This is a genomic window from Streptomyces sp. SAI-170 (assembly GCF_049739565.1).
In the GTDB taxonomy this organism is placed as follows: Bacteria; Actinomycetota; Actinomycetes; order Streptomycetales; family Streptomycetaceae; genus Streptomyces.
The window spans coordinates 165860-191878 of sequence record NZ_JBMGQD010000001.1 but is presented as its reverse complement, the minus strand read 5'-3'; the positions used below and the strand labels follow the sequence as shown (position 1 = coordinate 191878).

The window sequence follows — 26019 nt, the reverse complement described above, 5'->3', positions numbered from 1 at the left end:
TTCCTGAGATGCTCAGCGACCTTCGGCCGGCGCGGGCTGGGTGTTCAGGGCGGAAGTCGACACCTCGTTCCGGGGTGGGGAGGGAGCGTGGCGCGGGAGCCGAGTATGCGGCGGACGCGATGACCGCGCAAGTGGACGGAGCAGGTGGTGCTGTCGGCATGCAGGGCATGCCCGTGGGCGAGGGCCCACCCGGCCGATGCCCAGAGCACTACACCGGGTTGGGGGAGCGGAGCACGAGCAGGGTGATCTCGCTGGGGGCGAAGACGCGGAACGGCGGGCCCCAGAAGCCGGTGCCGCGGCTGGTGTAGAGAAGGGTGCGGGGGCCGTGGTGGCTGAGGCCGGCGACGGCGGGCTGGTCGATGCGGACCAGGTGGTGGAAGGGCCAGATCTGGCCGCCGTGGGTGTGGCCGGAGAGCTGGAGGTCGATGCCGGCGGCGGCCGCCCGGTCGACGAACTTGGGCTGGTGGGCCAGGAGAAGGACGGGCAGGCCGGGGTCGGCGCCGTCCAGGGCTCCGGCGAGGTGGGCGCGGTGGCCTGCCAGGCCGGAGGACTCGGCCGTGACGTCGTCGACACCGGCGACCACGAGGGTGTCCCCGCCGCGTTCGAGCAGGACATGCCGGTTGCGCAGCGGCTCCCAGCCCAGTTCGTCCATCAGGTCGACCCAGCCCTGGGCCTGGCTGTAGTACTCGTGGTTGCCGGTGACGTAGACACGGGCCCGGGTGGCCTGCACCGTACCGAGCGGGGCGGCCTGGGCGCGGCGGCGTTCGGCTGTGCCGTCCGCGATGTCGCCGGTGTGGCAGACCAGGTCGGCTTCCAGCGTGTTCACCGTCTCGCACACCCGGGCCGACCAGCGGGAGCGGTCGAGCGGGCCGTAGTGGGTGTCGGTGATGAGGACGACGCGCAGCCCGTCCAATCCGGCACCGAGCCGCGGGAGTTGGACGTCAAGTCGGCGCACACGTGGCACACGGCGGGCTTCGGCGTACCCCCAGGCGAGGAGAACGGCGCTGGTGCCGGTAACGGCCCACGCGACGATGCGGGCGCGGTCCTGGCTTTCGCCGACGCCGGCCACGGTCAGGGCGAGCCGCAACAGGACGCCGAGCAGTACGGACCAGGTGAACAGGACCCAGCTGGTGCCCAGCAGGGTGTCCCCGACGATCGCCGCGCGGTCCTGCTGGCGTCGGCCGTGGCCGCGTGCCATCGCGAGCGGCATTCCGACGAGGCCGAGGGCGAAGACGGCGGTGCCGGCGAGTGTGACGGGCAGGGGCCAGTGCTGGCCGGTGTACAGGAGCGTCCAGCAGGGCACGGCCCACAGCAGGACGGGGGCGATCAGGGGGATGTAGCGCATCAGGCGGTGCAGCCGGCTCGGCCGCGAGGCCTGTGCTGCGCCGTCGGCGGGTCGGGTGTTGCTGGTGTCGGTCACGCTTCCCTCCCTGACCGGGCTGCCGTCTCGCGCACTGTATCCGGGCGCCCGGAGCCCTCGACAGGGCGCTCTGGCCCCAACTGTCTCAACTGAGTGCCCGAGGCCGGGCCCCTCGGGCTGACCGGCGAGACGGCCGGTCTGCCCGAAGGGCCCGGGTGCCTTCAGGCCGCCAGCGGGTCGTCGGCGAGGAATCCCTCCACGAACTCCAGTGTCCGACGGTCGAAGTCGGCGTACTGAGCCTCGCGTTCGGCTCCGGCGACCGCGGCGCCGACGAGCAGATTGCCCTCGGCGTCGAGGCGCTGCGGTCGCTCTTCCGCGTTGAGGAGCAGGCCCACGGTGGAGTGCGAGAAGCCGCAGTAGAAGGCGATGCCCTCACTCAGCTGGGCCTCGAGGACGGACTGCATCTCCTTCGCGACGGGATCGTCGGAGGTGGCGCCGGCCAGGCCCAGCCACAGCATGCGCTTGCCGGCCAGGCGGGGCTTGCTGCGGCCGTAGGCGAATCCGTAGTTCCACACGCGGTCGATCCATCCCTTGAGGACGGCGGGCACGCTCTGCCAGTACACGGGGAAGACGGCGACGACCACATCGGCGTCGAGGATGCGCCGCATATGGGCGTGCGTCTCGTCCGAGTACGTCTTCTCCCGGTTGCCCCAGTCCGGCTGGTCCTCCACGGTCATCCGAGGGTCGAATCCCTCGGCGTGCAGGTCGAGCAGGTCGATGCGGTATCCGGCGGCCTCGAGTCGGGCGGCCGCACGGCGGGCGGTGTGGGCGGTGAGGGAATCGCTGCGGTGGTGAGCGACGACCACGAGGGCTGTTCTGACGTCACTGCTGTGCTGCGGCACAGTGTCTCCCGACTGGCTCGTTGTGTTCGGTGAGTCCAGTACAGACGCGGCCGCGTAGATGATCCATGGGAGAAAGTCTCCAAGACATAGGAGAACGTCTACGATTCCCCTATGGATCCCCTGAGTTCGCTGCTGAGCGGCATCCGTGCCGAGGGCTCGGTCGTCAGCCATGCCGTCCTGAAGGCGCCCTGGACCATCCGCTTCACCGACGGCGCACCGCTCACCATGGTCACCGTGCTGCGCGGAGGCGGCACCCTGCTGCTGCCCGACGGCACCGAGCGGGTGATCGCCGCAGGCGACACGGCCGTCGTGCGCGGCCCCGCACCGTTCCATCTCGCCGACGAGCCCGCTTCCGTCCACCGCCCTCACGTGGCGTACGAGATCAACTGCTTCACCGAAGTCCCGTGCTCGGCCGAGGAACTCGGCGGCATCCACTGGGGCAGCGACCCGGGTGGAGCCACGGCACTCATCGTGGGCGCCTACCGCGCTGCCGGCCGCCGCCAGGAACGGCTCCTGCGCGCGCTGCCGCCCGTCCTGGTCGTCACCGAGGACGCCGACGTCTGTGCCTGGCTGGAGAGCTCCGCAGCTGACGCCGCCCGACTCACCCCCGGTTCGCAGGCGCTGATGGACCGGCTGCTCGACTGGGCACTGGTGTGCACGCTGCGCATGTGGTTCGACCAGGCGGGCGCCGACGCTCCGAATTGGTACCGCGGCCTCGCCGACCCGGTCCTCGCACCCGCCCTGCACGCCTTCCACGACCGGCCCGCCGATCCATGGACGGTCGCGTCGCTGGCCGCGCAAGCCGGCGTCTCCCGGGCGCTGTTCGCCAGGCGCTTCACCGAGCTGATGGGCCGCCCGCCCCTCGCCTACCTCACCGAGTGCCGCATGGACGACGCCGAGGCACTCCTTGCCGACACCGACCTCAGCATCGCCCAGATCGCGAAGACCGTCGGCTACGCCGACGCTTTCGGTTTCAGCGCCGCCTTCAAGCGCCACAAGGGGCTGAGCCCCAGTACGTTCCGCGCTGCGGCGGCGTGAGGCAGAGGGCGCGGCGGCAAGGAGGCGGGCGCGCCGCAATTCGCACCGTTCGTGATGACACGGCCCGCCCCTGGAAGGTCCACCTGTCGAACGGGTGTTCGGTGGCAACGTGCGGGCGGGGGCGGCGTTCCCCGGCTCACCTCCGGCGCGCGGCTACGCGGCCGTGGCTGTGGGGGCGAGCAGGGCTGCGACGACCGTGCACGCGGCGGCCGGGAATGCCTGCACCAGGAGCTCGGCTTCGGCTCGGGCATGACCTGCCGGCGGCGCTTCGCGGCCTGGAACGAGGTTGCAGGCCCGGGGCGGTGGCAGAAGTCGGCCGGTCGGACCGGCACACGTGTGCCAGGAGTCCCGTGTGGCCGGCTCGGCGCGGGGTACGTGGGACCCGCCCCGGAGCCGACGGGGCTCCGTCCCGGGGCGACGCCCGCCCCGGCGCAGGACGAGACATCTGGAGCCTCGATGCGATCTCAGCAGGACACCCCCGGCCCTCGCACCACTCCGGTGGCCCTGATCACCGGATCCGACTCCGGTATCGGCCGTGCGACCGCCGTACGTCTCGCGCAGGCCGGCATGGACATCGGCATCACCTGGCACAGCGACCGGGAGGGGGCGCTGCGGACGGCGGACGAGGTACGGGCGACCGGGCGCCGGGCCGCGGTCGAGCAACTGGACCTCACCCGGCTCCCCGAGGCCGCCGGAGTCGTCGACCGGCTGGCCGATGAACTGGGCCGGATCGACGTGCTGGTGAACAACGCCGGCACCGGCACCATGACCCCCTTCCTGGAGCTTGACCACGAAACGGTGCAACAGGTCATCGACGTCGACCTGGTGGGCCCGTTTCTGTGCGGGCAGCGCGCCGCCCGCCGCATGATCGGCCAGGGGAGCGGTGGCCGGATCATCAACGTCACCAGCGTCCACGAGCACCAGCCGCGGGTGGGCGCGGCGCCGTACTGTGCGGCCAAGGGCGGACTCGGGCTTCTCACCCAGGTCATGGCGCTGGAACTGGCCGAGCACGGGATCACTGTCAACGCCGTCGCCCCGGGTGAGATCGCCACGCCGATGACGGGCCAGACGGACACCGACGTCACCGACGAGCGCAGGCCGGGCGTACCGCTCGGCCGTCCCGGCGACGCCCGCGAGGTCGCCGCCGTGATCGCGTTCCTCGCCGGTCCGGACGCGTCCTACGTCACGGGTGCCTCGTGGGTGGTGGACGGAGGGATGCTGCGGATGGGCCCGCAGGCCGGCTCCCATCTGCCGGACGACGCCTGGCGGCGCCCCTGAGCACGGCCCCGGATCCAACCCTGCCGCGTCATCGTTTAAGGAGGGACCGTCCGGCCGACGAGGGCAGCGGGAGCCTGGGACGGGCCGGCGCCGGGTGGCTGGTCCAGGTCGAAACCGTGCCCGCCCTTGATCGCGTCTCTGCCCTGGACCGGAAGGGAGACGGATGAGCAGCACGCGCAGCCAGCGGCACGCGAGAAGCCGGCTGGCCCGGCAGCGGCCGGGGCCGGACTCGGTACGCACGCGGAGACGGCGCACCGGGCCGACCACGTCCACGCCGGCGTGGCGGCGGGTCGACTGGACTCGGGGCGCCACGGTGGTGGGCGTGGTGGCCGGCATCGGCACCTTGCTGTTCACCGGAATCGCCACCTACTACGGCGCCATGGTGTCGCGCGACCAGTTGGCCCAGTCCCGCGAGGACGCGGAGAAGAGGGACCGCGCCCAGGCCGCTCGCATCGCGACCTGGGTCGACTACGGCGAGGACGGCGGCATCCGACTGCATCTGATGAACAGGTCGCGGGACCCGGTGTCGTACGTCGACATGTACTTCGACGCGAAGGTGGGCGACTGGAACCACACCAAGCTCGCCGTGCTCTACTCCCTCTCCCTGCCCAGCGTGCCGCCCTGCTCGGATCTGGCGCTGGACCCGGACGACTGGATGTACCGGATCCCCGAAGGGCGGGCGACCTTCCCGGACAGCCATCGAGTTCCGCTCCGCCGCGAGGACGGTTGGAGGCCTCAGCCGACGCCGGACAGCATCGAGGTCCATTACCTCACCTTCGCGGACCGTGAGGGGACCACGTGGCAGCGCGATCACGGCGATCTGGAGCCCTGGGAGCCCCTCGACGAGCTGCCCGTCGAGGAAGCGGACCTGTCCGGTATCGGCGGCATGAAGCGGGCTCCGCAGGCTGTGCCCGTGTCGACCTGCGGCGACGACAAGGCCGGGTGAGCACGACCGACGGACAGGAGGCAAGGCTTCAGCCACGTGCTGCTGCTCCTGCCCCTCCGGGGGTGCGTTCACAAATGTTGCGACCCCTTGCACGATCCTCTCGCCGGTCGGTCGTCGTGACTCGATGCGTGGTCAGATCGGGATCACGCCCGTTCGGGCGATTTCATCGAGAGACACATGAAGGGAACCGGAAATGAGCGACCCGAGGAGCCGACGTCCGCTGCCGCATGATTTTCACCCGCCGGTGCCCGAGCTGTCGGTCAGCAGCACGGATCTGACGGACGGTGGGGTCCTGCCGGACGCGCACGTGTACGCGAAGGGGAACTCCTCACCACATCTGAGCTGGTCGGCAGGGCCGTCGGGCACCCGTGGCTACGCGGTCACCTGCTACGACCCGGACGCGCCGACCGGCAGCGGATTCTGGCACTGGACGGTCTTCGACATTCCGGCCGATGTCACCGAGCTGCCGGCCGGTGCCGGAACCGGGGGCTTCAAGGGGCTGCCGACGGGAGCCCAGCAGGCTCGGAACGACTACGGCAGCAAGGACTTCGGCGGGGCCGCGCCGCCGCCGGGGGACGGTCCGCACCGCTACGTCTTCACGGTGTACGCCGTGGACCAGGAGAAGCTGGGACCCGATGCGGACGCGTCGCCGGCCCTCGTCGGTTTCCACCTCCGATTCCACGCCATCGCCCGAGGTCAGCTGATCGCCGAGTACGAGGACACCGGAGAGTAGGCGCCCGCGGCGGTGCGAGAGCGGCCTGATTACGACGTCTCCTGCACGTCGCGGGACGCCCACATGTTCCTCGCGTCTCCTTGCACGATCCTCTCGCCGTCCGGGAGGAGCGTGTCGGTCCGTGATGAGATGGGCGCATGTCCCTCGACGAGCTTCGCGATCTGCTGGAGCGGCATGCACGGCCTGACCCGACCACGGCGATCGACGGCGTCCGGATCTGCCGGGCAGACCCGGGCGCTGAGCCGGAGTACTCGATGTCCGGCGTGATGCTTGCTGTCATCGCGCAGGGCGGCAAGCGGCTCGCGCTCGGCGAGCGGGTGTACGAGTACGGGGTTGGCCAGTATCTGGTCACCTCGGCCGATCTGCCGGTGACCGGGCGCGTCGCTCCGGGCGGGCCGCAGCTCGGCTTCGGGATGACGCTGGAACCCGCCGTCATCGCGGAGTTGATGCTGCAGGCCGGGCCGGGTGACCTGCCTCGGTCATCTGGACCGCCCCGGCCGGGGATCATGGTCAGCGACGCCTCGGCGGAGCTGATCGACGCGATCGTCCGCCTGCTCCGGCAGTTGGACCGGCCGCGCGACCGCCGGGTGCTGGTCCCCTTGATCAAGCGTGAGATTCTGTGGCGGCTGATGACGGGGGAGCAGGGCGAGGCGGTCCGCCAACTGGGCCTCGCGGACAGCAGCTTGAACCACATCACCCGGGCGGTCGGCTGGATTCGGGACAACTACACCGAGGCGTTTCGGGTCGAGGACCTGGCGCGGTCTTCCGGGATGAGCGTCTCCGCGTTCCACCGGAACTTCCAGTCGGTGACGGCGATGAGCCCGATCCAGTACCAGAAGCAGATCCGATTGCAGGCGGCACGGCTCCTGCTGGCCAACCGTCCGCACGATGTGACCGGCGTCGGCCAACGGGTGGGGTACGACAGCCCCTCGCAGTTCAGCCGGGAGTACAAGCGCCAGTTCGGCGTGCCGCCAAGCATCGACGCGGCCCGCACACGCGCGACGGCGTCGATCACGTAGCTGCCGCCGACCGCAGATTGGTCTGGGCGAGATGGCCTTCGGCGGTTGGTTCAGGAGTATCGGTCGGGGAGATGGACAAGGAGCACGCTGATGGCTTCATTGACGTCAGGAAGCCTGGCGGCTACTTCGTGGACCACGGGACTGGAAACGCTGACCCACCACAACTCAACCCTGCGCCGCATGAAGCCGGAAGAGTAGGCGGACACATTCAGAAACCCGACAGGGAGGCCGAGGTCGTCCGGGGCGTTCTTGATGCCGTCATCCCAGTACACGTCGAAGTACCCACTCCTGTCCGCCCGCTCGTGCAGGGACAGTTTGCGGAGCTCCAACGCTCTTCTGAGGCGTGGTTCTATGCCGTCCAAGTAGCCCATTCCGGCTCCCGTCGGTGGCGACAGCACGGGCGCAGCAGATCCGCGCCCGACGACAGCGGCACCAAGCCTATGTCCCACCCCCTTGTCGGCGGGCACCTTCACAGGATCCGCCCGGTCGCCCCGACGACACGGGTCGACACTGGGACGGCACGAGCACACGCCGGTGGCCGTTGACATGCCGGTCGGCTCGCGACCGAGACGGCGGGGCGGACGCCGTACAAGCACACCGCCCGACAGTCGCACCTCGTCGGCTCCCGCGGCTACAACAGGTCAGGGTCGGCGAAAAGTTCCTCGACCCAGTAGGCGCTCGCCTCGTGGCAGTCGTCGGCCGGAGTGCCGGGGAAGAGCCGCCACCAAGAGACCGCACGGCCGAGAGCGGCGAGCCGGACCGCGAGGGTGGCGGCGCGGCGGAGCTCCGGGAGGGGTATGGACAGGTCTCTCCACGGCTCCAGATAGGTGTCGCGAACGGCGGCCACGGCCTCGGGCCCGTACCGCTCGCGCACGTCCCGCGCCGGGACGAGGAGGCTGCCGAAGGGGTGTCCCACGGCGGCGTCGCCCCAGTCGAAGAAAGTGAAGCGCGCGCCACCCGGGGCGAGGACCTGGCCGTCGTGCAGATCGCAGTGGTCGAGCGAGTCGGGGACACCGATCGCGTCGAGTTCCGCGCACCAGTCGAGCAGGCGCGGACGCCCAGCCCGCAGGGAGCGGCGGGTGTCCGGGGCGAGGGAAGGGTTGTTCTCGACGAGTCCGTCGAAGATCTCCGGCAGGTGGCGGGTCCGGGCGCTGGGCACACCGAGTTCGGACATCCGGTCGGTGTAAGGGACCAGGGCGCGCTGCATCCGGGCGTACTGCTCGACCGCTGCGAGCCAGTCGGCCGGCCCGGCGTCACCCGCGTCGAGGACGTCCCGGAAGAGCGGGCCGCCGTCCGGCAGCAGCGACCAGCCGCGGACCGGGTCGACCGCCAGCGGCGTCAGGACGTGCCCGGGAACCCACTCGGCGAGCGCCCCGCCCAGGGCCGCCTCGAAGCCGGCGGCCGGCGCGCTCGCCTTGAACCAGACGGCGTCGCGCTCGGCCGCGCCGGTCCGGAACCGGATCAGGATCGACCAGGGCCGCACCCGCACCTCACGGGGCCCGGTCTCCCGCAGGCCGTGCCGGGCGAGCCCTCGCATCGCCCAGGCGAGGGCAGCCGCGCGCCAGCCGGGTTCCTCCCAGGGGGTGACCGCGTCGGAGAACCGCCCGCGGTCGACCGTAGCTGCTGCCTCAGGGTCGATCCCGACCTCGATCTGCATGTCGGTGTCGCGTCGCATCCGGCGATTGGATCACCGGGTCGAAGCGGACGCACCCGAATTACTGTCGCTCGTACGTCACCTCGTCCCGGCGGCCCAGTCCCGCCCGCGCCGCGTATCCCTTCCCCGGCGGTGTGCGGGCGCCGGTGCGGAGCATCAGGGGTGGGAGGCGGGAGCAGCACCCGTGAGGCCGGCGGTTCCGGCGCAGCCGAGGCGGTCGCCGGTGATCGGGGAGCCTTCGGCGACGTTGCGGTCGTAGACGACCTCCTTGACGGTCACCGGCGTGGTCCCGACGGCGACGTCGAAGGTGTCGTCATGCCCGGGCACGGGCTCCAGCAGGGCTCCGGGCACAGCGGCGGCGAGCGTGGCCGCGTCGAGCTCGTGGGCCGGGTCGTAGCGGATCACGGGTGGCCCTTCGAGGCGGACCTCCGGGGCCTGTGCGGAGGTGTCGGTGACGCGGAAGCCGGACGCGCGCAGGGCTGCGGCGACGGCGGGGTCGTCGACCCGGACAGTGATCCTGGCAGGGTCGGTGTCGACGGGTGTCTCGGGAGCGGGCTGGATGCGGGTGTCACCGGCGAGGGGCCGGTCAGCGGCGATGGCCTGCCAGAGTGCCACCGAGCGGCTTTCATGCCAGAGCAGGGTGGAACCGACTCCGGGCACGCGGTGGTCGAAGTCCTTGATGGGCACGGTGGCGAACTCGGTCTGTCCGGCTCCCAGGCGCCCCAGCACCTGGCCGATGCGGAGCAGGTCCCGCACACTCGTCCCGGGATCGGTGCGTACGGAGTTCAGCAGGGTCTGGACGGTGCGAGCCGTGCCGACCGGGTCGGACAGGGCATGCTCGGCGTTGAGTTTGCTGAGGAGGTCGGAGACCATGCGCTGCTGGCGGCGCATACGGCCGAGGTCGCCGGGCCGGTTGATGTGGCGCGCCCGCACGTACTGCAGGGTGCCGCGTCCGTCGGTGTGATGGACGCCGGCGGCGACGTCGAGGCCGGAGTTCTCGTCCTTGAGGGGCTTGTCGGTGCAGACGACCGCGCCGCCGAGGTCGTCGACGGCCTTCTCGAAGCCGAGGAAGCCGGTCTCCAGGTAGTGATCGATGTGCAGGCCGGTGGCCTTCTCCACGGTGCGTACCGTCATGTCGCCGCCGCCCAGTGCGTAGGCGCCGTTGATCTTGCCCATGCGGGTCGGGGCCCCTGGTTCCTGGGCGTAGGCGACATAGGAGTCGCGCGGGATGGAGACGACGCTGGCACGGCGCCGGTCCGCGGACAGGTGGACGAGCATCATCACATCGGTGCAGTTGCAGCCCTTGCCGCCGACGTGCAGTCGCCGTTTCTCGGCGGCCGAGATGCCCTTCCGGCTGTCGATGCCGACGACGAGGATGTTCGTGCCGCGGGTGGGATCGGTGTCGTGGGCGTCGGCGGAGAGCGCCGCGACGCCGATGAGGACCGTGGCGGCCATGGAGGTCAGAGAGGCGAGGGCAACGGTGAGTCGGCGCAACACAACTCCACGAGAGCGTTGTCGGCAGGGGCCAGGCCGACACCGTAGTGGGCACGACCCCGCCTGAGCCTCGTACACGCGCAGGGCGCGCCGCACAGGACGCCCGTACGGGCGGGCGTCCGGACCGGGCTTTGCCAGAGTTGGCCCACCGACCCCGCACGCCAGGAACCCGCCACGAGATGATCTTGGAGTCCGGAGGTGCCGCTACGGTGCTTCGGATCGGCCCCGAACTCCTGTCGGCCGTGCCCTTCTCAGCCGTGGCGCCGGCGAGGCAACAATGCGAACGCGCTCTCCGCGATCGAGGTCAGGCGGGCGGGAGTGTGGCCGGACGCGCCTACGACATCGATCCCGCGGACGATGGTCAGCAGAAGGTACGCAAGGTCGTCGGGATCCGCGTCGGGGTCGATGTCGCCGCTGCGCTGCGCCGCTCGCACACACTCGGCCACCGCGGTTGCGACCGCGGAGAAGCAGTCGTTGGCCAGGCGTTCCACCTCGGGGTCGGAGGCGCCGAGCTCCAGGGCCATTTTTGCGGCGAAGCAGGCTGCCGCCGCCCGGTCAGGGGCGGGGGGTACGTCGTCGGCGAGTGGTACCCCTTCGACGGCACGGAGCAAGAACCCGCGCAGTCGTTCCAGGGCGCCCTCGTCCGGTCCGGCGAGCGCCTCCGGCACAAACTGCCCCAGCCGGGCGGAGTACCCGGCCATCGCCTGCAGCAGTACGCCGTGCTTGCCGTCGAACGCGGCATAGAGGCTGCCGCGGCCCAGGCCGGTGGAGGCGCTTATGTCGTCGACGCTCGTGCCGCTGTAGCCAGAGGTGCGGAACTGCCGCTCGGCGGCATGGAGGACGTGGTCACGGTCGAAGCTTCGTGGTCTCGCCATACACAGAAGGTAAGGCCGACCGGCCGTTCTTGACAACTCAGTACAGAACTGCCTAGGTTTCTGACTGTTCAGTACACAACCATCTTGGGCTCACCGGACAGGCCGCGTGCACGCCTGGCGCGATTGAGGTGCATCCCACGCAGGGCTCTTCCTGCGCCTCGAACAGCCCAAGACGGTCGCCGACCACATCCCGGGTTTTCTGCACAGATGACCCCCCTCCAACCACCCAGAACTCGAAGGGCTGACCGAACCATGACTGATAAGGAAAGGCAGGAGGCCATGGCCGGGACGACTCCTCCGTACACGAGCGACGCACTGGCCGAGGGGACCGTCGACGCGGTGGTGATCGGCGGGGGCGCCGCGGGGCTGAACGGCGCACTGATCCTCGCCCGCTCCCGCCGCTCGGTCGTCGTGATCGACAGCGGATCCCCGCGCAACGCGCCCGCGAAGGCCGTGCACGGCCTCCTCGCCCTGGACGGCACCCCGCCGCCCGAGATCCTTCGACGGGGCCGGGAGCAGGTGCGCCAGTACGGCGGACACGTCGTCCACGGCGAGGTGGTCTCGGCCGAGTCTGCCGCCCCGTCGGCGGACGGAGACCTGCGGTTCACCGTCACCCTGGCCGACGGTCGCAGCATCACCGCCCGCCGCATCCTGGTGGCCACCGGCCTCGCAGATGTGCTGCCGGAGGTGCCCGGGCTCGCCGGGCACTGGGGGCACAGTGTGGTGCACTGCCCGTACTGCCACGGCTGGGAGGTGCGCGATGAGCCCATCGGCATCCTCGCCACTGGCGCGGCCTCCGTCGGCCACGCGTTTCTGTTCCGTCAGCTGACCGAGGACCTGACCTACTTCACCCACGGCACCGACCTGGACGAAGACAGCCGCGCCCGCTTCGCCGCCCGCGGCATCCGCGTCATCGACACCCCGGTCACCGAGGTCGTCAACGACGAGGACGGTGCCCTCGCCGGGGTGCGTCTGGCCGACGGCCAGGTCGTGGCCCGCCGCGTCCTCGCGGTCGGCCCGCAGATGCAGGCCCGCACCCAGGGCCTGGAAGGTCTGGGCCTGCCGGTGCAGGACCTGCCGAACAACATGGGCCGCGGTTTCGCCTCCGGCATCGCCGGCACCACCGAGGTGCCGGGTGTGTGGGTGGCCGGCAACGCCACCGATCCGGTCGCCCAGGTCGGGGCCTCCGCAGCGGCCGGCGCTCTGGCCGGCGCCGACATCAACAGGATGCTGGCCACCGCGGACACCGACGCGGCCCTCCAGGGGATCGCCGAGGCAAGCCCCAAAGCGGCCACACGATGATCTCCAAGCCCTGAGATCCCAGCCCGTCACCCACTCGCCTCACCTTCATCGCGGTGAGGAAACCAATCAGATTCCAGACGGCTTTCAGCCATGCCCAGCAAGCAAGGGAAAAAGATGAGTACCAGCATCGACCGCGGGGCGCCCGCCTCCGGAAAGACAGACTCGGGCCTTCGTGGCTCACATGCCGTGCGCTGGTGGGTGCTGGTCGTCATAGGCATGGCACAGCTCATGGTCATGCTCGATGCGACCGTCGTGAACATCGCGCTGCCCGAGGCGCAGCACGACCTCGGCTTCAGCGACGGCAGCCGGCAGTGGGTCATCACGGGGTACGCCCTGGCGTTCGGCAGCCTGCTGCTGCTCGGCGGCCGACTCGGTGACCTGCTGGGCCGACGCACCCTCTTCGTGATCGGCTTGGCAGGTTTCGGGGCCGCGTCCGTCGTCGGCGGCGCGGCCGGCAGCTTCGAGATCCTCGTCGCGGCACGCGTGGCTCAAGGCCTCTTCGCTGCACTGCTCGCGCCCGCGGCACTCTCACTGCTCAGCGTGACCTTCACCGAACCGTCGGAAAGGGCGAAGGCCTTCGGCATCTTCAGTGCGCTGGGTGGTGCGGGCGGCGCGATCGGGCTGCTGCTCGGCGGCATGCTCACCGAATGGGCGTCGTGGCGCTGGGTGATGTACGTGAACGTCGCCTTCGCGGCCCCCGCCCTGATCGGTGCGTTGCTGCTGCTGGCCAAGCCCGTGATCACCAGGAAGCCCAATCTCGATATCCCGGGCATCGTCGTGGTGAGCGCCGCGCTGTTCGCCATCGTCTACGGGTTCGCGCACGTGGAGTCCACCAGTTGGACCGACCCGGTCGCCCTCGGCTCCATGATCGTCGGCGTGGTGCTGCTCGTGGTGTTCGCATGGCTGCAGTCCAAGGTCGCGCATCCGCTGCTGCCGCTGCGAGTCGTGCTGGACCGGACCCGCGGTGGTTCGTTCGTGGCGGTGTTCGTCCTGGGCATGGGGATGTTCTCGATCTTCCTGTTCCTGACCTACTACTTTGCGGCCAGCCTCGGCTACTCGCCGATCAAGACCGGTCTGGCGTTCCTGCCGATGGTCGCGGGCGTCGTCGTTTCGTCGACCACGATGCCTGTGCTGGTGCTGCCCAGGGTCGGCCCGAAGATCGTGATCACCGCAGGCTTCCTGGTCGCCGCGTCCGGCATGGCCCTGCTGACCCGGCTCGAGTTGGACAGCACCTACGTCGCCGACATCATGCCCGGCATGATCCTGCTGGGTCTCGGCATCGGTGGGGTGATGACCACGGCGTTCCAGGGGGCGACCTCAGGCCTGCACCGCGATGACACGGGCGTCGCCTCGGCGCTGATCAACACCAGCCAGCAAATCGGCGGCTCCATCAGCACGGCGCTGTTGACCACCGTTGCCTCGTCGGCCGCGACCGACTACCTGACTTCGCACAAGCCCAGCGCGCTGGCCGCGGCGCAGGCCGGGGTCGAGGGCTACACGGCCACCCTGGCGTGGGGCTCCGCGTTCTTCGTGGTCGGTGCGGTGATCGCGGCGTTCCTGATTCCGAATCGGGCTCTGGAGCCGTCCGAGGGCGAGCCCGTGATGGCCCACTGACCCTGGATCCACCCTGGAGATGCCCTGCGGCCTGCGATGACTGTCGTACTCAGGACACGAATCAGCGCAGGAAAGCAGGGCATCTCCAGTGTTCCACCGCGACTGTCTCGCCCACGCGCGGGCGACCAGCCGGGTGGCCTTCTCCAACTGCGGCAGCATGGACAGGCGTTCCCTCTCCCTCCGACTTCCGCTTCGCTGTGTTCAGCAGCCGTACGGGAGTTCGCAGCGGCCAAGGCCTGAACGACGCGCGCCTCCTGGGGAACTGTCGGCAATCCGCGAAGGCGCACTCCAAGGTGCATGTCGCCTCAGCCAGTTGAGGACCCGTCACTCGATGCGATCGCCTTCAAGTACCCCACCGATACGCCGTGATGGACCCGCCGGGCCCCTTCGAGTCCGGGGAAAGCCGGCGGCTCATCGGCCAGTGTCCGGACGGCACGACTCTCGTAGAAACACACGAAGTGCTGGTCTCAGGCAGGCCACTTTTCAGGTCTTTGACGCCTGGCTGAAACCCGCCTGCCGACGATGTACTCCTCGGGCAAGCCGAACCAACGAACGGGAAAAGCCTTGTCTGAGAAGCTGTTTGGCCGTCAGATCGAGATCTCCTGGCCCGACCTCGGCATCACGGTCACCGCCGACCTTGACGACCGCAACCCGGCACTCGCCGACGCGTTGTGGGAGTCGCTGCCCTACCAGAGCCTCCAAGGACACGCGCTCATCGCGGGGGAGCACCTCTACCACGTAGCGCCCATACCCACCCTGCTGCACACTCCCCACACCACACGTATCCCCGACCGGCGCGAGGCTCCGAACGGCACGGTGTTCTGCTCCGGCTTGCAGCACCTGGGCATCAAGTACGGCACGCTGACCGAGCCGATGCCGGCCACCCCCGTCGGCCAGATCCGTGCGGCGGACATGCCCGCCCTGCTGGAGGCCGGGGCGGCGATCTGGGAGGCCGTCTACTCCACGAAGAAGCAGATCCTCGCCGAAGTACGCCGCGCAGGGGAGCCGGGAGGCCACCGTATCCCGATGCTCCACGCCACCGACACGGCCGCCGCCCAGCTGATCTCCGACATCCGCGCCGAGACCGAGAAGATCTGGCTCGCGCCCCCGGCCGAGCTGGACGACCTCCACCAGGGCATCATCCCTTCGCAGGCGGGCAACTTCGGCACCGTCCTGCCCACGCTGCTGTTCGTCAACGGCGAGACGCGGCCGCTGGGTTACGCCGCTTACGGCGGACTCGTCCGCGCCGCCGTCCAGGGCATGCCGATGGACGCCCTCGTCCACATGACCCGCCTCCTGGTCGGCGTCCCGGCCGAGTTCCTGGGCTACTGCGGACTGGAGAAGCTGTGGGCGTTCACCCAGCGCTTCCTCGACGTCCTCGACGGCCTGGACCGTGACGACTTCTACGCCGTCACCAGCCAGATGGCCCTGTACATCAACTGCCTCGGTGGCTGGAACCTCCAGCTGTACCCGTGGGAGACCGGAGACCACCTCCGCCAGCAGGGCGTCAAGGCAGGCGTGTAGTCATGCCGAGAGCCCTGCCTGCCCGCGCCGAGGCTGTCGTCATCGGCGGGGGAGTGATCGGCACGTCCGCCGCCTACCACCTCGCCGAAGCCGGCGTGGACACCGTACTGCTGGAACGCGGAGGCCTCGGCGGCGGAGCATCCGCGCACACCGCGGGCATGATCCGCACCTACTTCCCCGGCGACCCCCACACCGGGCAAAGGGCCGTGCGCAGCCTGAAGGCCTATCACGACTTCGCCCGCCACACCGCCGCCCCCCTCGCCCTGAAGCGGCTCGGTTTCATGGCGTTGTTCACCGAGGAACAGCAGGTCGCCGAGTTCGAGGCCACCCAGCAAGCCCAGAAGGCTGCCGGTGTCCAGGTCGACCTGATCAGTGCGCGTGAAGCGGCCGGACTCAACCCGCTGATCAACGAGCGCGCTGTCCTGGCCGCTGCCTGGTCTCCCGAGGCGTATCACGTCGACGGTCTCGACATCGTCCGCGGCTACGCTGCCGCCGCCCGCAATCACGGCGCCGGCCTGTTCACCCACACACCCGTCACGGGCATCGACGACGACAACACCGTCCACACCCCGCAGGGCAGCATCAAGGCGGACAGCATCGTGTGCACGGCCGGTCCCTGGTCCGGCGAGGTGGCGTCCATGGCATCGGTCGACCTGCCGATGAGACCCCGCACGATGGAGATGCTGTTCACCGACGTCCCGCCCTCGCCGCACCCCGAGCTGCCCATGACGATGCACGCCGCGTCGGGCCTGCGGATCCGCTCGTGGAAGGACCGCATCCTCCTCGCCATGGGCGCACCCCAGCCCGGCGAGGCACGCGAGGCCTGGCTCGGCCGTATCTCCGGTCATCTCGGCACCCTGTTCCCCGCCTTGGACGGAATCGGCCTGCATCGCGCGTGGAGCGGCGACTTCGACGCCAGCCCGAACAACACCGCCTTCATCGGCGAACACCCCACCCGCCGCTTCCTGTACGCGGCCGGTTTCACCGGCGCGGGCCTGTGCCAGGCACCCGCGGCGGGGGAAAGGCTCCGCGATCTGCTGATCGTCAAGCAGCCCAAGTAGCCGAAGCAGCCCCATAATTCAGGAAAGAATCCCGTGATAGTTCTCGGATGTAATGGTTTCAGTCGGGTGTCGGAGTTCTTCTCCGAGCGCCTCGGCGCGACCGGCATCAACAAGCACTACCTCCTGGGTCACGACGCCGCCGCCGCACTCCTGATCGACGGCCGCCTGGTCGCCGCGGTGGAGGAAGAACGCCTCAACCGGGAGAAGAAGACCACCGACTTCCCCACGAACGCGATCAACTGGTGCCTGGAAGAAGCCGGGATCACGTTCGACGACGTCGACCTGTTCGCCTTCCCCTGGAACTGGACCCCCCAGGTGCTGGCGGAGATCCAGGACGGCATCCGCAACTCGCCGATGGGCGAAGATGCCAAGACCCGCCTCATGGACGACATGGCCGACCTGTTCGACCAGGTCGTCAGCCACGAGGCGATCCTCGCGGACTTCGCAGCCCGCACCGGACACCGCCCCGACCCGGCCAAGGTCCGCTTCGTCCCTCACCACTTGGCCCATGCCACGACCGGCTACTACCTCGCCGGCATGAAGGACTCCGCGTTCCTCGTCAGCGACGGCCGCGCCGAACGCTTCTCGACGTTGACGGGAGAGATCCGCGACGGCAAGATCACCGTCTTCGAGGAGAGCGTCATCGGCGCCCAGTACTCCATGGGCACCCTGTTCTCCTCCATCACCCGCTTCCTCGGCTTCGTCCCCAACAACGACGAGTACAAGGTGATGGGCCTGGCCGGGTACACCGACCCGCCGACTCCGAACCCGTTCGTCGAGCGCCTTCTGACGCTGCACGACGACGGCCGCTACTCCTTCACCAAGCCCCTGCAGACCGACAACCTCCACAGCCACGACGCCCTGTTCGAGGAGTACTTCGGTCCCTTCGAGGACACCCTCGCCTACAAGGCCCGCATCGCCGCCGCCGCGCAGCAGATGCTGAACGTGGCCACCGCCCACCAGGTGCGCCACCTGGAGCGCAGGACGGACCTGGACCGGCTGCTGTTCGAAGGCGGCGTCGCCCTGAACTGCCTGAACAACACCCCCCTCTTCGAAGGATCCCGTTTCGAGGACATGCAGGTCAGCTTCGGCGCCTCGGACACCGGCATCACCATCGGAGCCGCGGTCCACGCCTGGCTCGACCATCCCGGCACCGGTCCCGCGGACATCCTCGCCGCCGCCGCACCCGTCATGCCCTATGTGGGCCCGGCCTACGACGACGCCGCGATCGAGGAGGCCCTTGCGGGCTTCGCCGGCCGTGTCGTGGTCTCGCGGCTGGACGACGACGAGGTCGTCGAGCAGGTGGCGAGGCTGCTGACGAAGAAGGTCGTCATCGGCTGGTTCGAAGGCCGTATCGAGCACGGGCCGCGCGCGCTGGGGCATCGCAGCATCCTCGCCAACCCCGGCTTCAGCGACATCAAGGACATCATCAACACCCGGGTCAAGCACAGGGAGCCGTTCCGCCCGTTCGCTCCCCTCGTCCTCGAGGAGCAGGCGCCGAAGATCTTCGACATGGGGCGCAAGACCGAGTCCCCGTACATGACGTTCGTCTTCCCCGTCCGCGACGAGTACCGGGACCGCATCCCGGGCGCCGTACACGTGGACGGCACCTCCCGCATCCAGACCCTTACGGACGAGGGGACGCCACGCCTGACGGCACTGCTGCGCAAGTTCATCGAACTCACCGACACCCCCTGCCTGATCAACACCTCGTTCAACGTCGCCGGCGAACCCATCGTCTGCACGCCCACCGACGCCCTGAACTGCTTCATGGGCACCGAGATCGACTATCTGGTCCTCGGAAACCACCTCGTCGCCAAGAGCTAGGAGCAACCCGTGCCGAAGATCCAGCGCAAGCACACCATGTACCACTCCACCATCCTCGACGCCGACCCGGACACCGTGTGGGCGACCATCCGCGACGCCATGCAGATCCTGGAGATCGTGTCCCCCGGTGACCTGGACGTCCACCGGGACGTGAGCTGGGTGGAAGGCGGCTCGGTCGAAACGGTCCCGGCCCGCTACGACTTCAAGCTCACGCTCAGCGGCAACGTCGTCCAGCAGGAGATCGCCGCCCGCGACGAGATCAACAGGACCCAGTCCTACCGGGCCGTCGCCCCCACCAGCGGAGTCGCCAGCTACGAGGCGACCATCCGGGTGTTCCCCATCACCAACGACCCGGCCCGCAGCTTCTTCGACTGGTCGCGGATCCTGGAGATCGCCGAGGACGCGGACCTGAAGGTGGTCGAGGGCATCATCGACATCATGGAGAAGCAGACCGACTGCGTACGGGACCACTTCGCGAAGACCGCGAAGTGAGCGACGTGACGACGCTCGTCCTGCTGCGGCACGGCGAAACCCTGCTCACCCCTGAGCGGCGGCTCTCCGGCAGCGGAGGATCCGACCCGGAACTCTCACCTGCCGGACGCCGCCAGGCCCAGTCGGCAGCGGACGCCCTCGCCCACCGCGGCTACATCGAGGCGGTCGTCACGTCACCGATGCGGCGCTGCAAGGAGACAGCTCAGGCCGTGGCCGAGCGCCTCGGCCTGAGCGTCCAGGTCGAACGGGACCTGCGGGAAGCTGACTTCGGCGCCTGGGAGGGCCTGACCTTCGGCGAAGTCCGTGAACGCTACCCGGACGACCTCAGCGCATGGTTCGCCTCGCCAGAGGCTCCCCCCTCGGGCGGAGGCGAGACCATGCAACAGGTCACCCGCCGCGTCACCGCCGTACGAGACGGTCTCCTGGCCCGGCACGCCGGCAGCACGGTTCTGGTCGTCTCCCACGTCGGCCCCCTCAGAACCCTGATCCGCCTCGCCCTTCAGGCACCACCGCACAGTCTGTTCCGCATGGAAGTCGCGGCGGCTTCCCTGTCGACGGTGACGTACGACGAGGACGGCACTGCCACGGTGCAGGCCCTCAACGACACCCATCACTTGAACTGACCTGCCCGCCAAGGGGCCCGGCACCCGTCATGCGTGCCGGGTCCTGTCGCGCTTCGTAGTCCAGAGGCGATCAGGTGGAGGGCGTGCGCCGCGCGGAGGTGTGGAGGAAACCGTCCTCCGCCGACCGAGCCCCGTAGAAGCGGGTGGCGATCGGAGCCGGCCGCGTCGGCGGCCAGGCCGGTCGGTCCGCCCAGCGCATGCTGCCTGTCCTGCCAGGCCAACTGGGGCCCGGCATGAGGTGTACCGCCCCTCCAGCAGAGAAGCCGGTTCGTCGCCTTCTCGGCGGTGAAGCGCGTACGGGCCAGGTTGGCGTTATACGTGGCTGATGTGTTCGCCTGGGTGCCGCGCAAGGACCAGCGGGCCAAGGGCGACTGCTACCTGCGGGGACTGATGCTGGGCGGCCGCCGCAAGTCGACCCAGGCCACGGCCGCTCGGCTGCCGGACGGCAACGAGCAGAACCGGACCCCGTGCCCGTGCAGCGTCGGATCTGCGAACGCATGCTGCCGCTCGTTGCCCAGGACGGAAGAACGTCGGTCGCCGTCGCCCCGCAGTATTGCGGGGCCCTGGGCCGGAATCACCTACCTGCACCGCGAGCTCCCCGACGGCTTCCGTGCGGTGCCCCTGTACGAGGAGCGGTACGTGCTGCTCACCGACGTCGCCCACGGTCTCGACCAGCCGACCGAGGCCACCTGGGCGGAGGCGTCCCGGCTGCCGCTGTGCCTGTTGACGGAGGCCATGCAGGGGCGGCGGGTGCTGGACGAGCAGTTCGCCGAGGCCGGGGTGCGGCCGTCGCCACGGGTCGAGACCGATTCGGTGGCGGCCCTGTTCGCCCATGTCCGTACCGGCCGTTGGGCCAGCATCGTGCCGCACGCCTGGTTGCACGTGTTCGGAGTGCCGCACGGCATGAGGGCGGTGCCGATGACCGAGCCCGACCGGGCGGTGCCGGTCGGGCTCGTGGTCTCGGCCCGTGAGCCGGGCTCCGTGATGGCGCGCGCCCTCACGGAGGTCGCGCGCCGTACCGATGTGGCCGCCCTGCTGGACCGGTTGCCCGGAGACCAGCTGGTCGGCTGACTCTTCCGGTTCCGGGGGAGACCCACTTCTTCACGAGGCATCCTCGCGCGAGGCCCGGCCGAAGCTGGTGATGGGCCTCCATGGGGACCCTGCGGGTCTCCCGCGCCGGGAAGCTACTCGGCCATGACGTCATCGAGCGCGGCGGCGGTGGGCTCCAGTCGTACGACGATGCTCTTGGCGGTCGGTTGGTTGCTGGTCTCGGCCACGCTGTCCAGGGGTAGCAGGACGTTGGTCTCGGGGTAGTACGCGGCGGCGCAGCCGGGGGTCGTCGGGTACGGGACGACCTCGAAGTCCTTCGAGCGGCGCTCCGTGCCGTTCCACACGCTCACGAGGTCGACTCGCTGCCCCGGCGACAGTCCGAGCCGGGACACGTCCTGAGGGCTCACCAGGACGACGTGGCGGCTTCCGTGGATCCCCCGGTACCGGTCGTTCTCCGTGTAGGGGATGGTGTTCCACTGGTCGTGGGAGCGCAGCGTCTGCAGCAGCAGGTGGCCTTCGGGGACCTGGGGCATCTCCCAGTCGTTGCGGGTGAACAGGGCCTTGCCGACGGGCGTGGGGTAGACCCCTTCGTTGACGGGGTTGGGCAGCCGGATGCCGCCGGGGCGGGCAACCCGCCGGTTGAAGTGCTGGAGTCCTGGCACGATGCGTGAGATCCGGTCACGGATGGTGCCGTAGTCCGCTTCGAACTCGCCCCACGGAATCGCGGTCCTGCCGTCAAGGGTCCGGTCGGCGAGCCGGCAGAGGATGGCGACCTCGCTGAGCAGCACCTTGGAGGCCGGTTCCAGACGGCCGCGGGAGGAGTGCACCTCGCTCATGGAGTTCTCCACGGTGACGAACTGCTCGCCCGTGGCCTGGACATCCACCTCTGTGCGGCCCAGGGCGGGCAGGATGAGCGCGGTCCGGCCGCAGACCGTATGGGACCTGTTGAGCTTGGTGGAGATGTGCGCGGTCATGCGGCACTTCCGCATGGCCTCCTCGGTGAACTCGCTGTCCGGGGCGGCCCGTACGAAGTTTCCCGCGGCGCCGAGGAAGACCTTGATCCGGCCCTCGTGCATGGCCTTGATCGAGTTCACCGAGTCGAGCCCGTGGGCGCGAGGCGGTTCGAAACCGAACTCGTCCCGCAAGGCGTCGAGGAAGGAGTCCGGCATCTGTTCCCAGACGCCCATCGTGCGGTCGCCCTGGACGTTGCTGTGCCCGCGCACCGGGCAGGCTCCGGCGCCCGCCTTGCCGAGATTCCCGCGCAGCAGAAGGAAGTTCACGATCTCCCTGATGGTGGGGACCCCGTGCCTTTGTTGCGTCACGCCCATCGCCCAGCAGACGATGACGCGTTCACTGCGCAGGACCTCGTCCCGTACGTTCTCGATCTGGTCACGGGTCAGTCCCGTCGCGGTGAGAATGTCCTCCCAGGCAACGCCGCGGGCGTGTTCGGCGAACTCTTCGAAGCCGGTGGTGTTGGCGCGGATGAAGTCGTGGTCGAGCACCGTGCCCGGGCGGGTGTCCTCCGCCTCCAGCAGGAGCCGGTTCACGCCCTGGAACAGTGCGAGGTCGCCACCGCTGCGGATATGGAGGAACAGGTCGGCGATCTGGATACCGCGGCCGATCACCCCGCGGGCCTTCTGCGGGTTCTTGAAGCGCAGAAGGCCCGCCTCCGGCAGGGTGTTCACCGCGATGATGCGGGCACCGTTGAGCTTGGCCTGCTCCAGTGCGGAGAGCTGGCGGGGGTGGTTGGTTCCGGGGTTCTGCCCGACCAGGAAGATCAGGTCGGCGTGGTGGATGTCCTCCAGGCTCACCGTCCCCTTGCCGGTGCCCAGCGTCTCGTGCAGAGCGAAGCCGCTGGACTCGTGGCACATGTTGCTGCAGTCGGGCAGGTTGTTGGTGCCGAAGGCCCTGGCGAAGAGCTGCAGGACGAACGCGGCCTCGTTGCCGACCCGGCCCGAGGTGTAGAAGACCGCCTCGTCGGGGGAGCCCAGTGCCTTCAGCTCGTCCGCCAGCAGCCCGATGGCGTCATGCCAGCTGATCGGCTCGTAATGGTCCGCGTCGGGACGCTTGACCATCGGCTCGGTGAGCCTGCCCTGCTGGTTGAGCCACAGATCGGACCGCCGGCTCAGTTCGGAGACCGGGTAGCGGCGGAAGAAGTCAGCCGTGATGCGCCGTGTCGTCGCCTCGTCGTTGATGTGCTTGGCGCCGTTCTCGCAGTACTCGTTCAGATGCCTGTGGCCGGGAGACGGATCCGCCCAGGCGCAGCCGGGGCAGTCGATTCCGCCCACCTGGTTCATGGACAGCAGCGTCACACCGGTTCGCCTGACCGATGTCTCGTCGAGGGAGTACTCCAGAGCGTGGGTCACCGCCGGCACGCCGGCCGCCCACGTCTTGGGCGGAGTGACGGTCAGGTGCTCTTCCGGCTCTTGGCTCGGGGGCTTCTTCATCGGGAGTGTCTCTCGCTCTCTCACTCTCGCGCAGCCGGGGTCAACCGACCGGCCAGTGGGGGACCCGGCTTCTGGGAGGCTCTGCTTCCAAGGGCTCGACGTGCCCGCCGCGGATGACCCCCCGCCATGCCCCGCCCTCCTGTCCCAGCCCCTCGATGAACTCCTTGAAGTGGCCGAGTTCGGCGCGGACCACCCGACGCGGGAACCCGCAGGCATGGACGAGGCGGTCCGTGACACGACGGGGCGTGACGCTGATGCGTACGACAACCGTCGTACGGCCAGACGCCGACGGGCGGAACGACACCTCACCACGGTGGCCGGCACGCCGGCCGAGGCTGCGCCATCTGACGAGCGAGTCCGGCACCTGATCCACGATCTCGGCCTCGAACTCGTGTCGCACCGGACCGAATCCGATCACCCAGCGGGTGAGATTCGGCCGGACCTGCTCGACGCTCCGCACGGCGGACATGAACCGCGGAAAACTCTTGAACTGTGTCCACTGGTTGTAGGCGGTAGTTACCGGCACGGCGACGTCGATCGTCTCTTCGACGGTACTCATGGCCCCACCTGCTTTCGGGCGCTCCATCGCCCCAGTGTCACCGCTCGCCCGGCGAGCCGCCATGCGACTTCGGGGCTCTCGCAGCCCCCGCGGTGGATCGTGGCGGGGCTCGCCGACTGGGCGAAGGCCGGTGGTCACCGCCATTAGGAGGACTCTGAGAGTGCCGCGTGAGGGTTCGTTGACGGGCGGGTAGCGGCCACCCGTGACCATTTCGTGGGAGGTGCTGCCGGAGGCGGACCTGCAGGACGCCATCGGTGTCCTGGTGCGTGTGGTGGAGCTGACCGGCGCGTTGATCATTTTCGTGGGGGCGATCTGGGCGTTCGTGCGCTTTGCGGGGACTGTGGTGCGAGGCGGCGGCCAGGGAAAAGGGTTCGACCGGATCCGATTGACATTGGGACGGTTTCTCGTTCTGGGGCTCGAGTTCCAGCTGGCAGGAGATGTACTGCGCACGGCGGTGGCGCCGAGTTTCGCCCAGATCGGGCAGCTCGCTGCCATCGCCACCATCCGTACCGCATTGAATTACTTCCTGGGTCGCGAGATCGCCGCCGACCGCGCAGCGCTCGAACGCGACATGAAGGCGTCGTAGCGTGAACGCGGCGGTCGAGTTCGCGGCACTGCTCGTGACGATGATCGGTATCGCATCCTTCGCGGTGGCCCTTACGGCTGGACGGGCGATCCGTTCGGCGCTGCCCGTGCTGCTGGACTTCCTCACCGCGGCTGGGCTGATCCGCCTCGCTGTCGCCCCGTCGTCATGGACGAACCTGCTGCTGGTGACGGTCGTCATCTCGATCCGCAAGATCGTCGCCATCGGCTTTGTCAGGGATGACCTCAGGTAGGAGACTCCCGGTTCGACGCAGTGGCAGAACCGGTGGGTCAGCAGTCCGCTTGTTGGCTGTCCGTCCTCGGCGCAGCTCCTATGCCCTTGGAGGCACTTCTCTCCATTCGTGGCATCCGACCACCCGTGCCAGGCTGGGCAGCATGGCTCCTGCGAACACCACCGGTGCCGACGGCACGATCCTGTACTACGGCGACCTGAAGGCACCCCATGTGCTCCAGGTCTTCCTCGAGATGCGGGACCGCGCGAGTCACCGCATGGCGGAGAGCCTGCTCGGTACGCTCCGGCAGGGCGCCGACGAGGGGAAGTTCGTTGTGAGGTTTCATTTCGCGGCGATCCTGGACGACACCATCGGCGGGAACGGTTCGCGCCGCGCCCTGAGCGCGCTCGCCGCCGCGAGCGACGTGGCGCAGAAGCAGTTCATGGAGTACCTGGGCACGCTGTTCGCGGCCCAGCCCTTCCCGCCGGGCAACGACACCTTCTCGGACACCTCCGAACTGCTCACCCTCGCCGGACAGGTGTCCGGCCTGCGGTCCGCGGAGTTCGACCAGAAGGTCACCGACGACACGTACCTGACCTGGGCCGGCGAAGTGGCGGGCGACTTCTCGTCGTTCGGTGTCGTCGGGACGCCCGTGTTCTGGTACGACGACGAGGTCATCCCCGTCGTCAAGATCGACGGCGGCCCGGCCATCACGCCGCAGGAGTTCCTCGCCCAGACCCACAAGTGAACCGGACCGGCCCATGAGCAGACGGCTCCCGATGTCCGCGGTCCCCCGACTCGCCGTCGCCGTGCTCATGGGGGCGGCAACCGGCGTGATCGTCGGCGTCCTCACCGACGCTCCCCAAGGCACCCTCACGGCCATGGCCGTCACGGAGCTGGCGTTCGTCCTCGCGGGCTGGTCCGTCCTGTGGCCGATGGACGCCGACGCCACCCGACGCAACGCCCGCCGTGAGAGCTTCCGCCCCGTCGCCGAGGAACTCGTGGTCGTGCTCACTGCACTCGGCGCACTCGTCGCCATCGTGGTCGTGCTCCTGGCGGGTGACGACGAGGGCCACGCGGCCGCGGCGACCGCCCTCGGCGGAGTCTTCCTGGCCTGGGCCGCCGTCCACCTGATGTACGCGGCGCGCTACGCGTACGAGTACTACGACACGACCTCCGGCGGCATCGACTTCAACTCCCAGGCCCCACCGGCGTACCGGGACTTTCTCTACTTCAGCTACAACCTCGGCATGACCTGGCAGGTCTCCGACACCAACGTGTCGGACTCCGCGATCCGCTCGATCGTCCTGCGGCATTGCCTGCTGTCGTACGTCTTCGGTACGACCGTCCTGGCGACGACGATCAACCTGGTGGCCGAACTGTTCACCGGCTGACCGCGACGCCGA

General features: G+C 69.4%; 24 protein-coding genes and 2 pseudogenes. 18 read left to right on the top strand and 8 right to left on the bottom strand.

All coding sequences use genetic code 11. The features are described from left to right. Positions 1–208: 208 nt before the first annotated feature. Together RKD23_RS00930 and RKD23_RS00925 are read right to left on the bottom strand one after the other, a co-directional pair. The gene (locus RKD23_RS00930) at positions 209–1420 is read right to left on the bottom strand and encodes a metallophosphoesterase (RefSeq protein ID WP_424851776.1); all 1212 of its coding nucleotides are present in this window, start codon (positions 1418–1420) and stop codon (positions 209–211) included. Positions 1421–1581: 161 nt separating this feature from the next. Beyond that, the gene (locus RKD23_RS00925) at positions 1582–2262 is read right to left on the bottom strand and encodes an NAD(P)H oxidoreductase (protein ID WP_424851775.1); all 681 of its coding nucleotides are present in this window, start codon (positions 2260–2262) and stop codon (positions 1582–1584) included. Positions 2263–2373: 111 nt separating this feature from the next. Between RKD23_RS00925 and RKD23_RS00920 the strand changes: the two genes are divergently transcribed. The 5 genes from RKD23_RS00920 (at position 2374) to RKD23_RS00900 (ending at position 7276) form a co-directional block, all read left to right on the top strand. Then, positions 2374–3300 (top strand): AraC family transcriptional regulator, encoded by a 927-nt coding sequence (locus RKD23_RS00920; protein WP_424851774.1) that lies wholly within the window; start codon positions 2374–2376, stop codon positions 3298–3300. Between the two features lie 456 nt (positions 3301–3756). After that, positions 3757–4578 (top strand): SDR family oxidoreductase, encoded by an 822-nt coding sequence (locus RKD23_RS00915; protein WP_424851773.1) that lies wholly within the window; start codon positions 3757–3759, stop codon positions 4576–4578. A gap of 163 nt (positions 4579–4741) precedes the next feature. After that, positions 4742–5524, top strand: coding sequence for a hypothetical protein (locus RKD23_RS00910; protein ID WP_424851772.1), 783 nt, complete (start codon positions 4742–4744; stop codon positions 5522–5524). 193 nt (positions 5525–5717) lie between these two features. Further along, positions 5718–6257 (top strand): YbhB/YbcL family Raf kinase inhibitor-like protein, encoded by a 540-nt coding sequence (locus RKD23_RS00905; RefSeq protein ID WP_424851771.1) that lies wholly within the window; start codon positions 5718–5720, stop codon positions 6255–6257. A 137-nt stretch (positions 6258–6394) separates the two neighbouring features. Continuing rightward, a complete protein-coding gene (locus RKD23_RS00900; RefSeq protein ID WP_424851770.1) occupies positions 6395–7276 on the top strand; it encodes an AraC family transcriptional regulator in 882 nt (293 codons plus the stop codon). Between the two features lie 50 nt (positions 7277–7326). Here the strand turns inward: RKD23_RS00900 and RKD23_RS00895 are convergent, their stop codons facing one another. The 4 genes from RKD23_RS00895 to RKD23_RS00880 all read right to left on the bottom strand — a co-directional run bounded on the left by RKD23_RS00895 (position 7327) and on the right by RKD23_RS00880 (position 11299). Continuing rightward, positions 7327–7743 carry a hypothetical protein gene (locus tag RKD23_RS00895; protein WP_424851769.1) on the bottom strand — a complete coding sequence of 139 codons (417 nt, stop codon included), beginning with the start codon at positions 7741–7743 and terminating at the stop codon, positions 7327–7329. A gap of 164 nt (positions 7744–7907) precedes the next feature. Then, positions 7908–8951, bottom strand: a complete 1044-nt coding sequence (locus RKD23_RS00890; protein WP_424851768.1) for a phosphotransferase — start codon at positions 8949–8951, stop codon at positions 7908–7910. A gap of 135 nt (positions 8952–9086) precedes the next feature. Continuing rightward, positions 9087–10424 carry an LCP family protein gene (locus RKD23_RS00885; RefSeq protein WP_424851767.1) on the bottom strand — a complete coding sequence of 446 codons (1338 nt, stop codon included), beginning with the start codon at positions 10422–10424 and terminating at the stop codon, positions 9087–9089. 251 nt (positions 10425–10675) lie between these two features. After that, the gene (locus RKD23_RS00880; protein WP_424851766.1) at positions 10676–11299 is read right to left on the bottom strand and encodes a TetR/AcrR family transcriptional regulator; all 624 of its coding nucleotides are present in this window, start codon (positions 11297–11299) and stop codon (positions 10676–10678) included. Positions 11300–11578: 279 nt separating this feature from the next. On the opposite strand from RKD23_RS00880, the gene RKD23_RS00875 reads away from it, so the two are divergent. The 9 genes and pseudogenes from RKD23_RS00875 to RKD23_RS00835 all read left to right on the top strand — a co-directional run bounded on the left by RKD23_RS00875 (position 11579) and on the right by RKD23_RS00835 (position 20813). Further along, positions 11579–12601, top strand: coding sequence for an NAD(P)/FAD-dependent oxidoreductase (locus RKD23_RS00875; protein ID WP_424858133.1), 1023 nt, complete (start codon positions 11579–11581; stop codon positions 12599–12601). A gap of 114 nt (positions 12602–12715) precedes the next feature. Continuing rightward, complete coding sequence (locus RKD23_RS00870; RefSeq protein WP_424851765.1) at positions 12716–14215, top strand: MFS transporter; 1500 nt, start codon at positions 12716–12718, stop codon at positions 14213–14215. A 564-nt stretch (positions 14216–14779) separates the two neighbouring features. Continuing rightward, positions 14780–15739 (top strand): hypothetical protein, encoded by a 960-nt coding sequence (locus RKD23_RS00865; RefSeq protein ID WP_424851764.1) that lies wholly within the window; start codon positions 14780–14782, stop codon positions 15737–15739. Positions 15740–15741: 2 nt separating this feature from the next. Continuing rightward, positions 15742–16800, top strand: coding sequence for an NAD(P)/FAD-dependent oxidoreductase (locus tag RKD23_RS00860; protein ID WP_424851763.1), 1059 nt, complete (start codon positions 15742–15744; stop codon positions 16798–16800). A gap of 66 nt (positions 16801–16866) precedes the next feature. After that, positions 16867–18627, top strand: a complete 1761-nt coding sequence (locus RKD23_RS00855; protein ID WP_424851762.1) for a carbamoyltransferase family protein — start codon at positions 16867–16869, stop codon at positions 18625–18627. A 9-nt stretch (positions 18628–18636) separates the two neighbouring features. Continuing rightward, the gene (locus RKD23_RS00850) at positions 18637–19119 is read left to right on the top strand and encodes an SRPBCC family protein (RefSeq protein WP_424851761.1); all 483 of its coding nucleotides are present in this window, start codon (positions 18637–18639) and stop codon (positions 19117–19119) included. An 11-nt stretch (positions 19120–19130) separates the two neighbouring features. Further along, positions 19131–19742 (top strand): annotated as a pseudogene (locus RKD23_RS00845) (histidine phosphatase family protein); the annotation flags it as partial. A 285-nt stretch (positions 19743–20027) separates the two neighbouring features. Next, a pseudogene (locus RKD23_RS00840) lies at positions 20028–20314 on the top strand (transposase); the annotation flags it as partial. A 43-nt stretch (positions 20315–20357) separates the two neighbouring features. Further along, complete coding sequence (locus RKD23_RS00835; protein WP_424858132.1) at positions 20358–20813, top strand: LysR family transcriptional regulator substrate-binding protein; 456 nt, start codon at positions 20358–20360, stop codon at positions 20811–20813. A gap of 113 nt (positions 20814–20926) precedes the next feature. Here the strand turns inward: RKD23_RS00835 and RKD23_RS00830 are convergent, their stop codons facing one another. Together RKD23_RS00830 and RKD23_RS00825 are read right to left on the bottom strand one after the other, a co-directional pair. After that, a complete protein-coding gene (locus tag RKD23_RS00830) occupies positions 20927–23239 on the bottom strand; it encodes an FdhF/YdeP family oxidoreductase (protein ID WP_424851760.1) in 2313 nt (770 codons plus the stop codon). A gap of 40 nt (positions 23240–23279) precedes the next feature. After that, on the bottom strand, positions 23280–23798 hold the full coding sequence (locus RKD23_RS00825; RefSeq protein WP_424851759.1) for an SRPBCC family protein: 519 nt from the start codon (positions 23796–23798) through the stop codon (positions 23280–23282). Positions 23799–24006: 208 nt separating this feature from the next. On the opposite strand from RKD23_RS00825, the gene RKD23_RS00820 reads away from it, so the two are divergent. The 4 genes from RKD23_RS00820 to RKD23_RS00805 all read left to right on the top strand — a co-directional run bounded on the left by RKD23_RS00820 (position 24007) and on the right by RKD23_RS00805 (position 26007). After that, positions 24007–24384, top strand: coding sequence for a DUF1622 domain-containing protein (locus RKD23_RS00820; protein WP_424858131.1), 378 nt, complete (start codon positions 24007–24009; stop codon positions 24382–24384). 1 nt (position 24385) lies between these two features. Next, entirely contained in the window at positions 24386–24634 is a 249-nt protein-coding gene (locus RKD23_RS00815) for a hypothetical protein (protein WP_424851758.1), read from the top strand. 142 nt (positions 24635–24776) lie between these two features. Then, the gene (locus tag RKD23_RS00810; protein WP_424851757.1) at positions 24777–25361 is read left to right on the top strand and encodes a thioredoxin domain-containing protein; all 585 of its coding nucleotides are present in this window, start codon (positions 24777–24779) and stop codon (positions 25359–25361) included. Between the two features lie 13 nt (positions 25362–25374). Beyond that, positions 25375–26007, top strand: coding sequence for a DUF1345 domain-containing protein (locus RKD23_RS00805; protein WP_424851756.1), 633 nt, complete (start codon positions 25375–25377; stop codon positions 26005–26007). Positions 26008–26019 lie beyond the last annotated feature (12 nt).

What these genes read in the sequence shown, in the direction of transcription:
- RKD23_RS00920 (WP_424851774.1), top strand. Translation starts at nt 2,374, where the DNA reads ATGGATCCCCTGAGTTCGCTGCTGAGCGGCATCCGTGCCGAGGGCTCG.
- RKD23_RS00915 (WP_424851773.1), top strand. Translation starts at nt 3,757, where the DNA reads ATGCGATCTCAGCAGGACACCCCCGGCCCTCGCACCACTCCGGTGGCC.
- RKD23_RS00910 (WP_424851772.1), top strand. Translation starts at nt 4,742, where the DNA reads ATGAGCAGCACGCGCAGCCAGCGGCACGCGAGAAGCCGGCTGGCCCGG.
- RKD23_RS00905 (WP_424851771.1), top strand. Translation starts at nt 5,718, where the DNA reads ATGAGCGACCCGAGGAGCCGACGTCCGCTGCCGCATGATTTTCACCCG.
- RKD23_RS00900 (WP_424851770.1), top strand. Translation starts at nt 6,395, where the DNA reads ATGTCCCTCGACGAGCTTCGCGATCTGCTGGAGCGGCATGCACGGCCT.
- RKD23_RS00890 (WP_424851768.1), bottom strand. Translation starts at nt 8,951, where the DNA reads ATGCGACGCGACACCGACATGCAGATCGAGGTCGGGATCGACCCTGAG.
- RKD23_RS00880 (WP_424851766.1), bottom strand. Translation starts at nt 11,299, where the DNA reads ATGGCGAGACCACGAAGCTTCGACCGTGACCACGTCCTCCATGCCGCC.
- RKD23_RS00875 (WP_424858133.1), top strand. Translation starts at nt 11,579, where the DNA reads ATGGCCGGGACGACTCCTCCGTACACGAGCGACGCACTGGCCGAGGGG.
- RKD23_RS00870 (WP_424851765.1), top strand. Translation starts at nt 12,716, where the DNA reads ATGAGTACCAGCATCGACCGCGGGGCGCCCGCCTCCGGAAAGACAGAC.
- RKD23_RS00860 (WP_424851763.1), top strand. Translation starts at nt 15,742, where the DNA reads ATGCCGAGAGCCCTGCCTGCCCGCGCCGAGGCTGTCGTCATCGGCGGG.
- RKD23_RS00830 (WP_424851760.1), bottom strand. Translation starts at nt 23,239, where the DNA reads ATGAAGAAGCCCCCGAGCCAAGAGCCGGAAGAGCACCTGACCGTCACT.
- RKD23_RS00825 (WP_424851759.1), bottom strand. Translation starts at nt 23,798, where the DNA reads ATGAGTACCGTCGAAGAGACGATCGACGTCGCCGTGCCGGTAACTACC.
- RKD23_RS00810 (WP_424851757.1), top strand. Translation starts at nt 24,777, where the DNA reads ATGGCTCCTGCGAACACCACCGGTGCCGACGGCACGATCCTGTACTAC.
- RKD23_RS00805 (WP_424851756.1), top strand. Translation starts at nt 25,375, where the DNA reads ATGAGCAGACGGCTCCCGATGTCCGCGGTCCCCCGACTCGCCGTCGCC.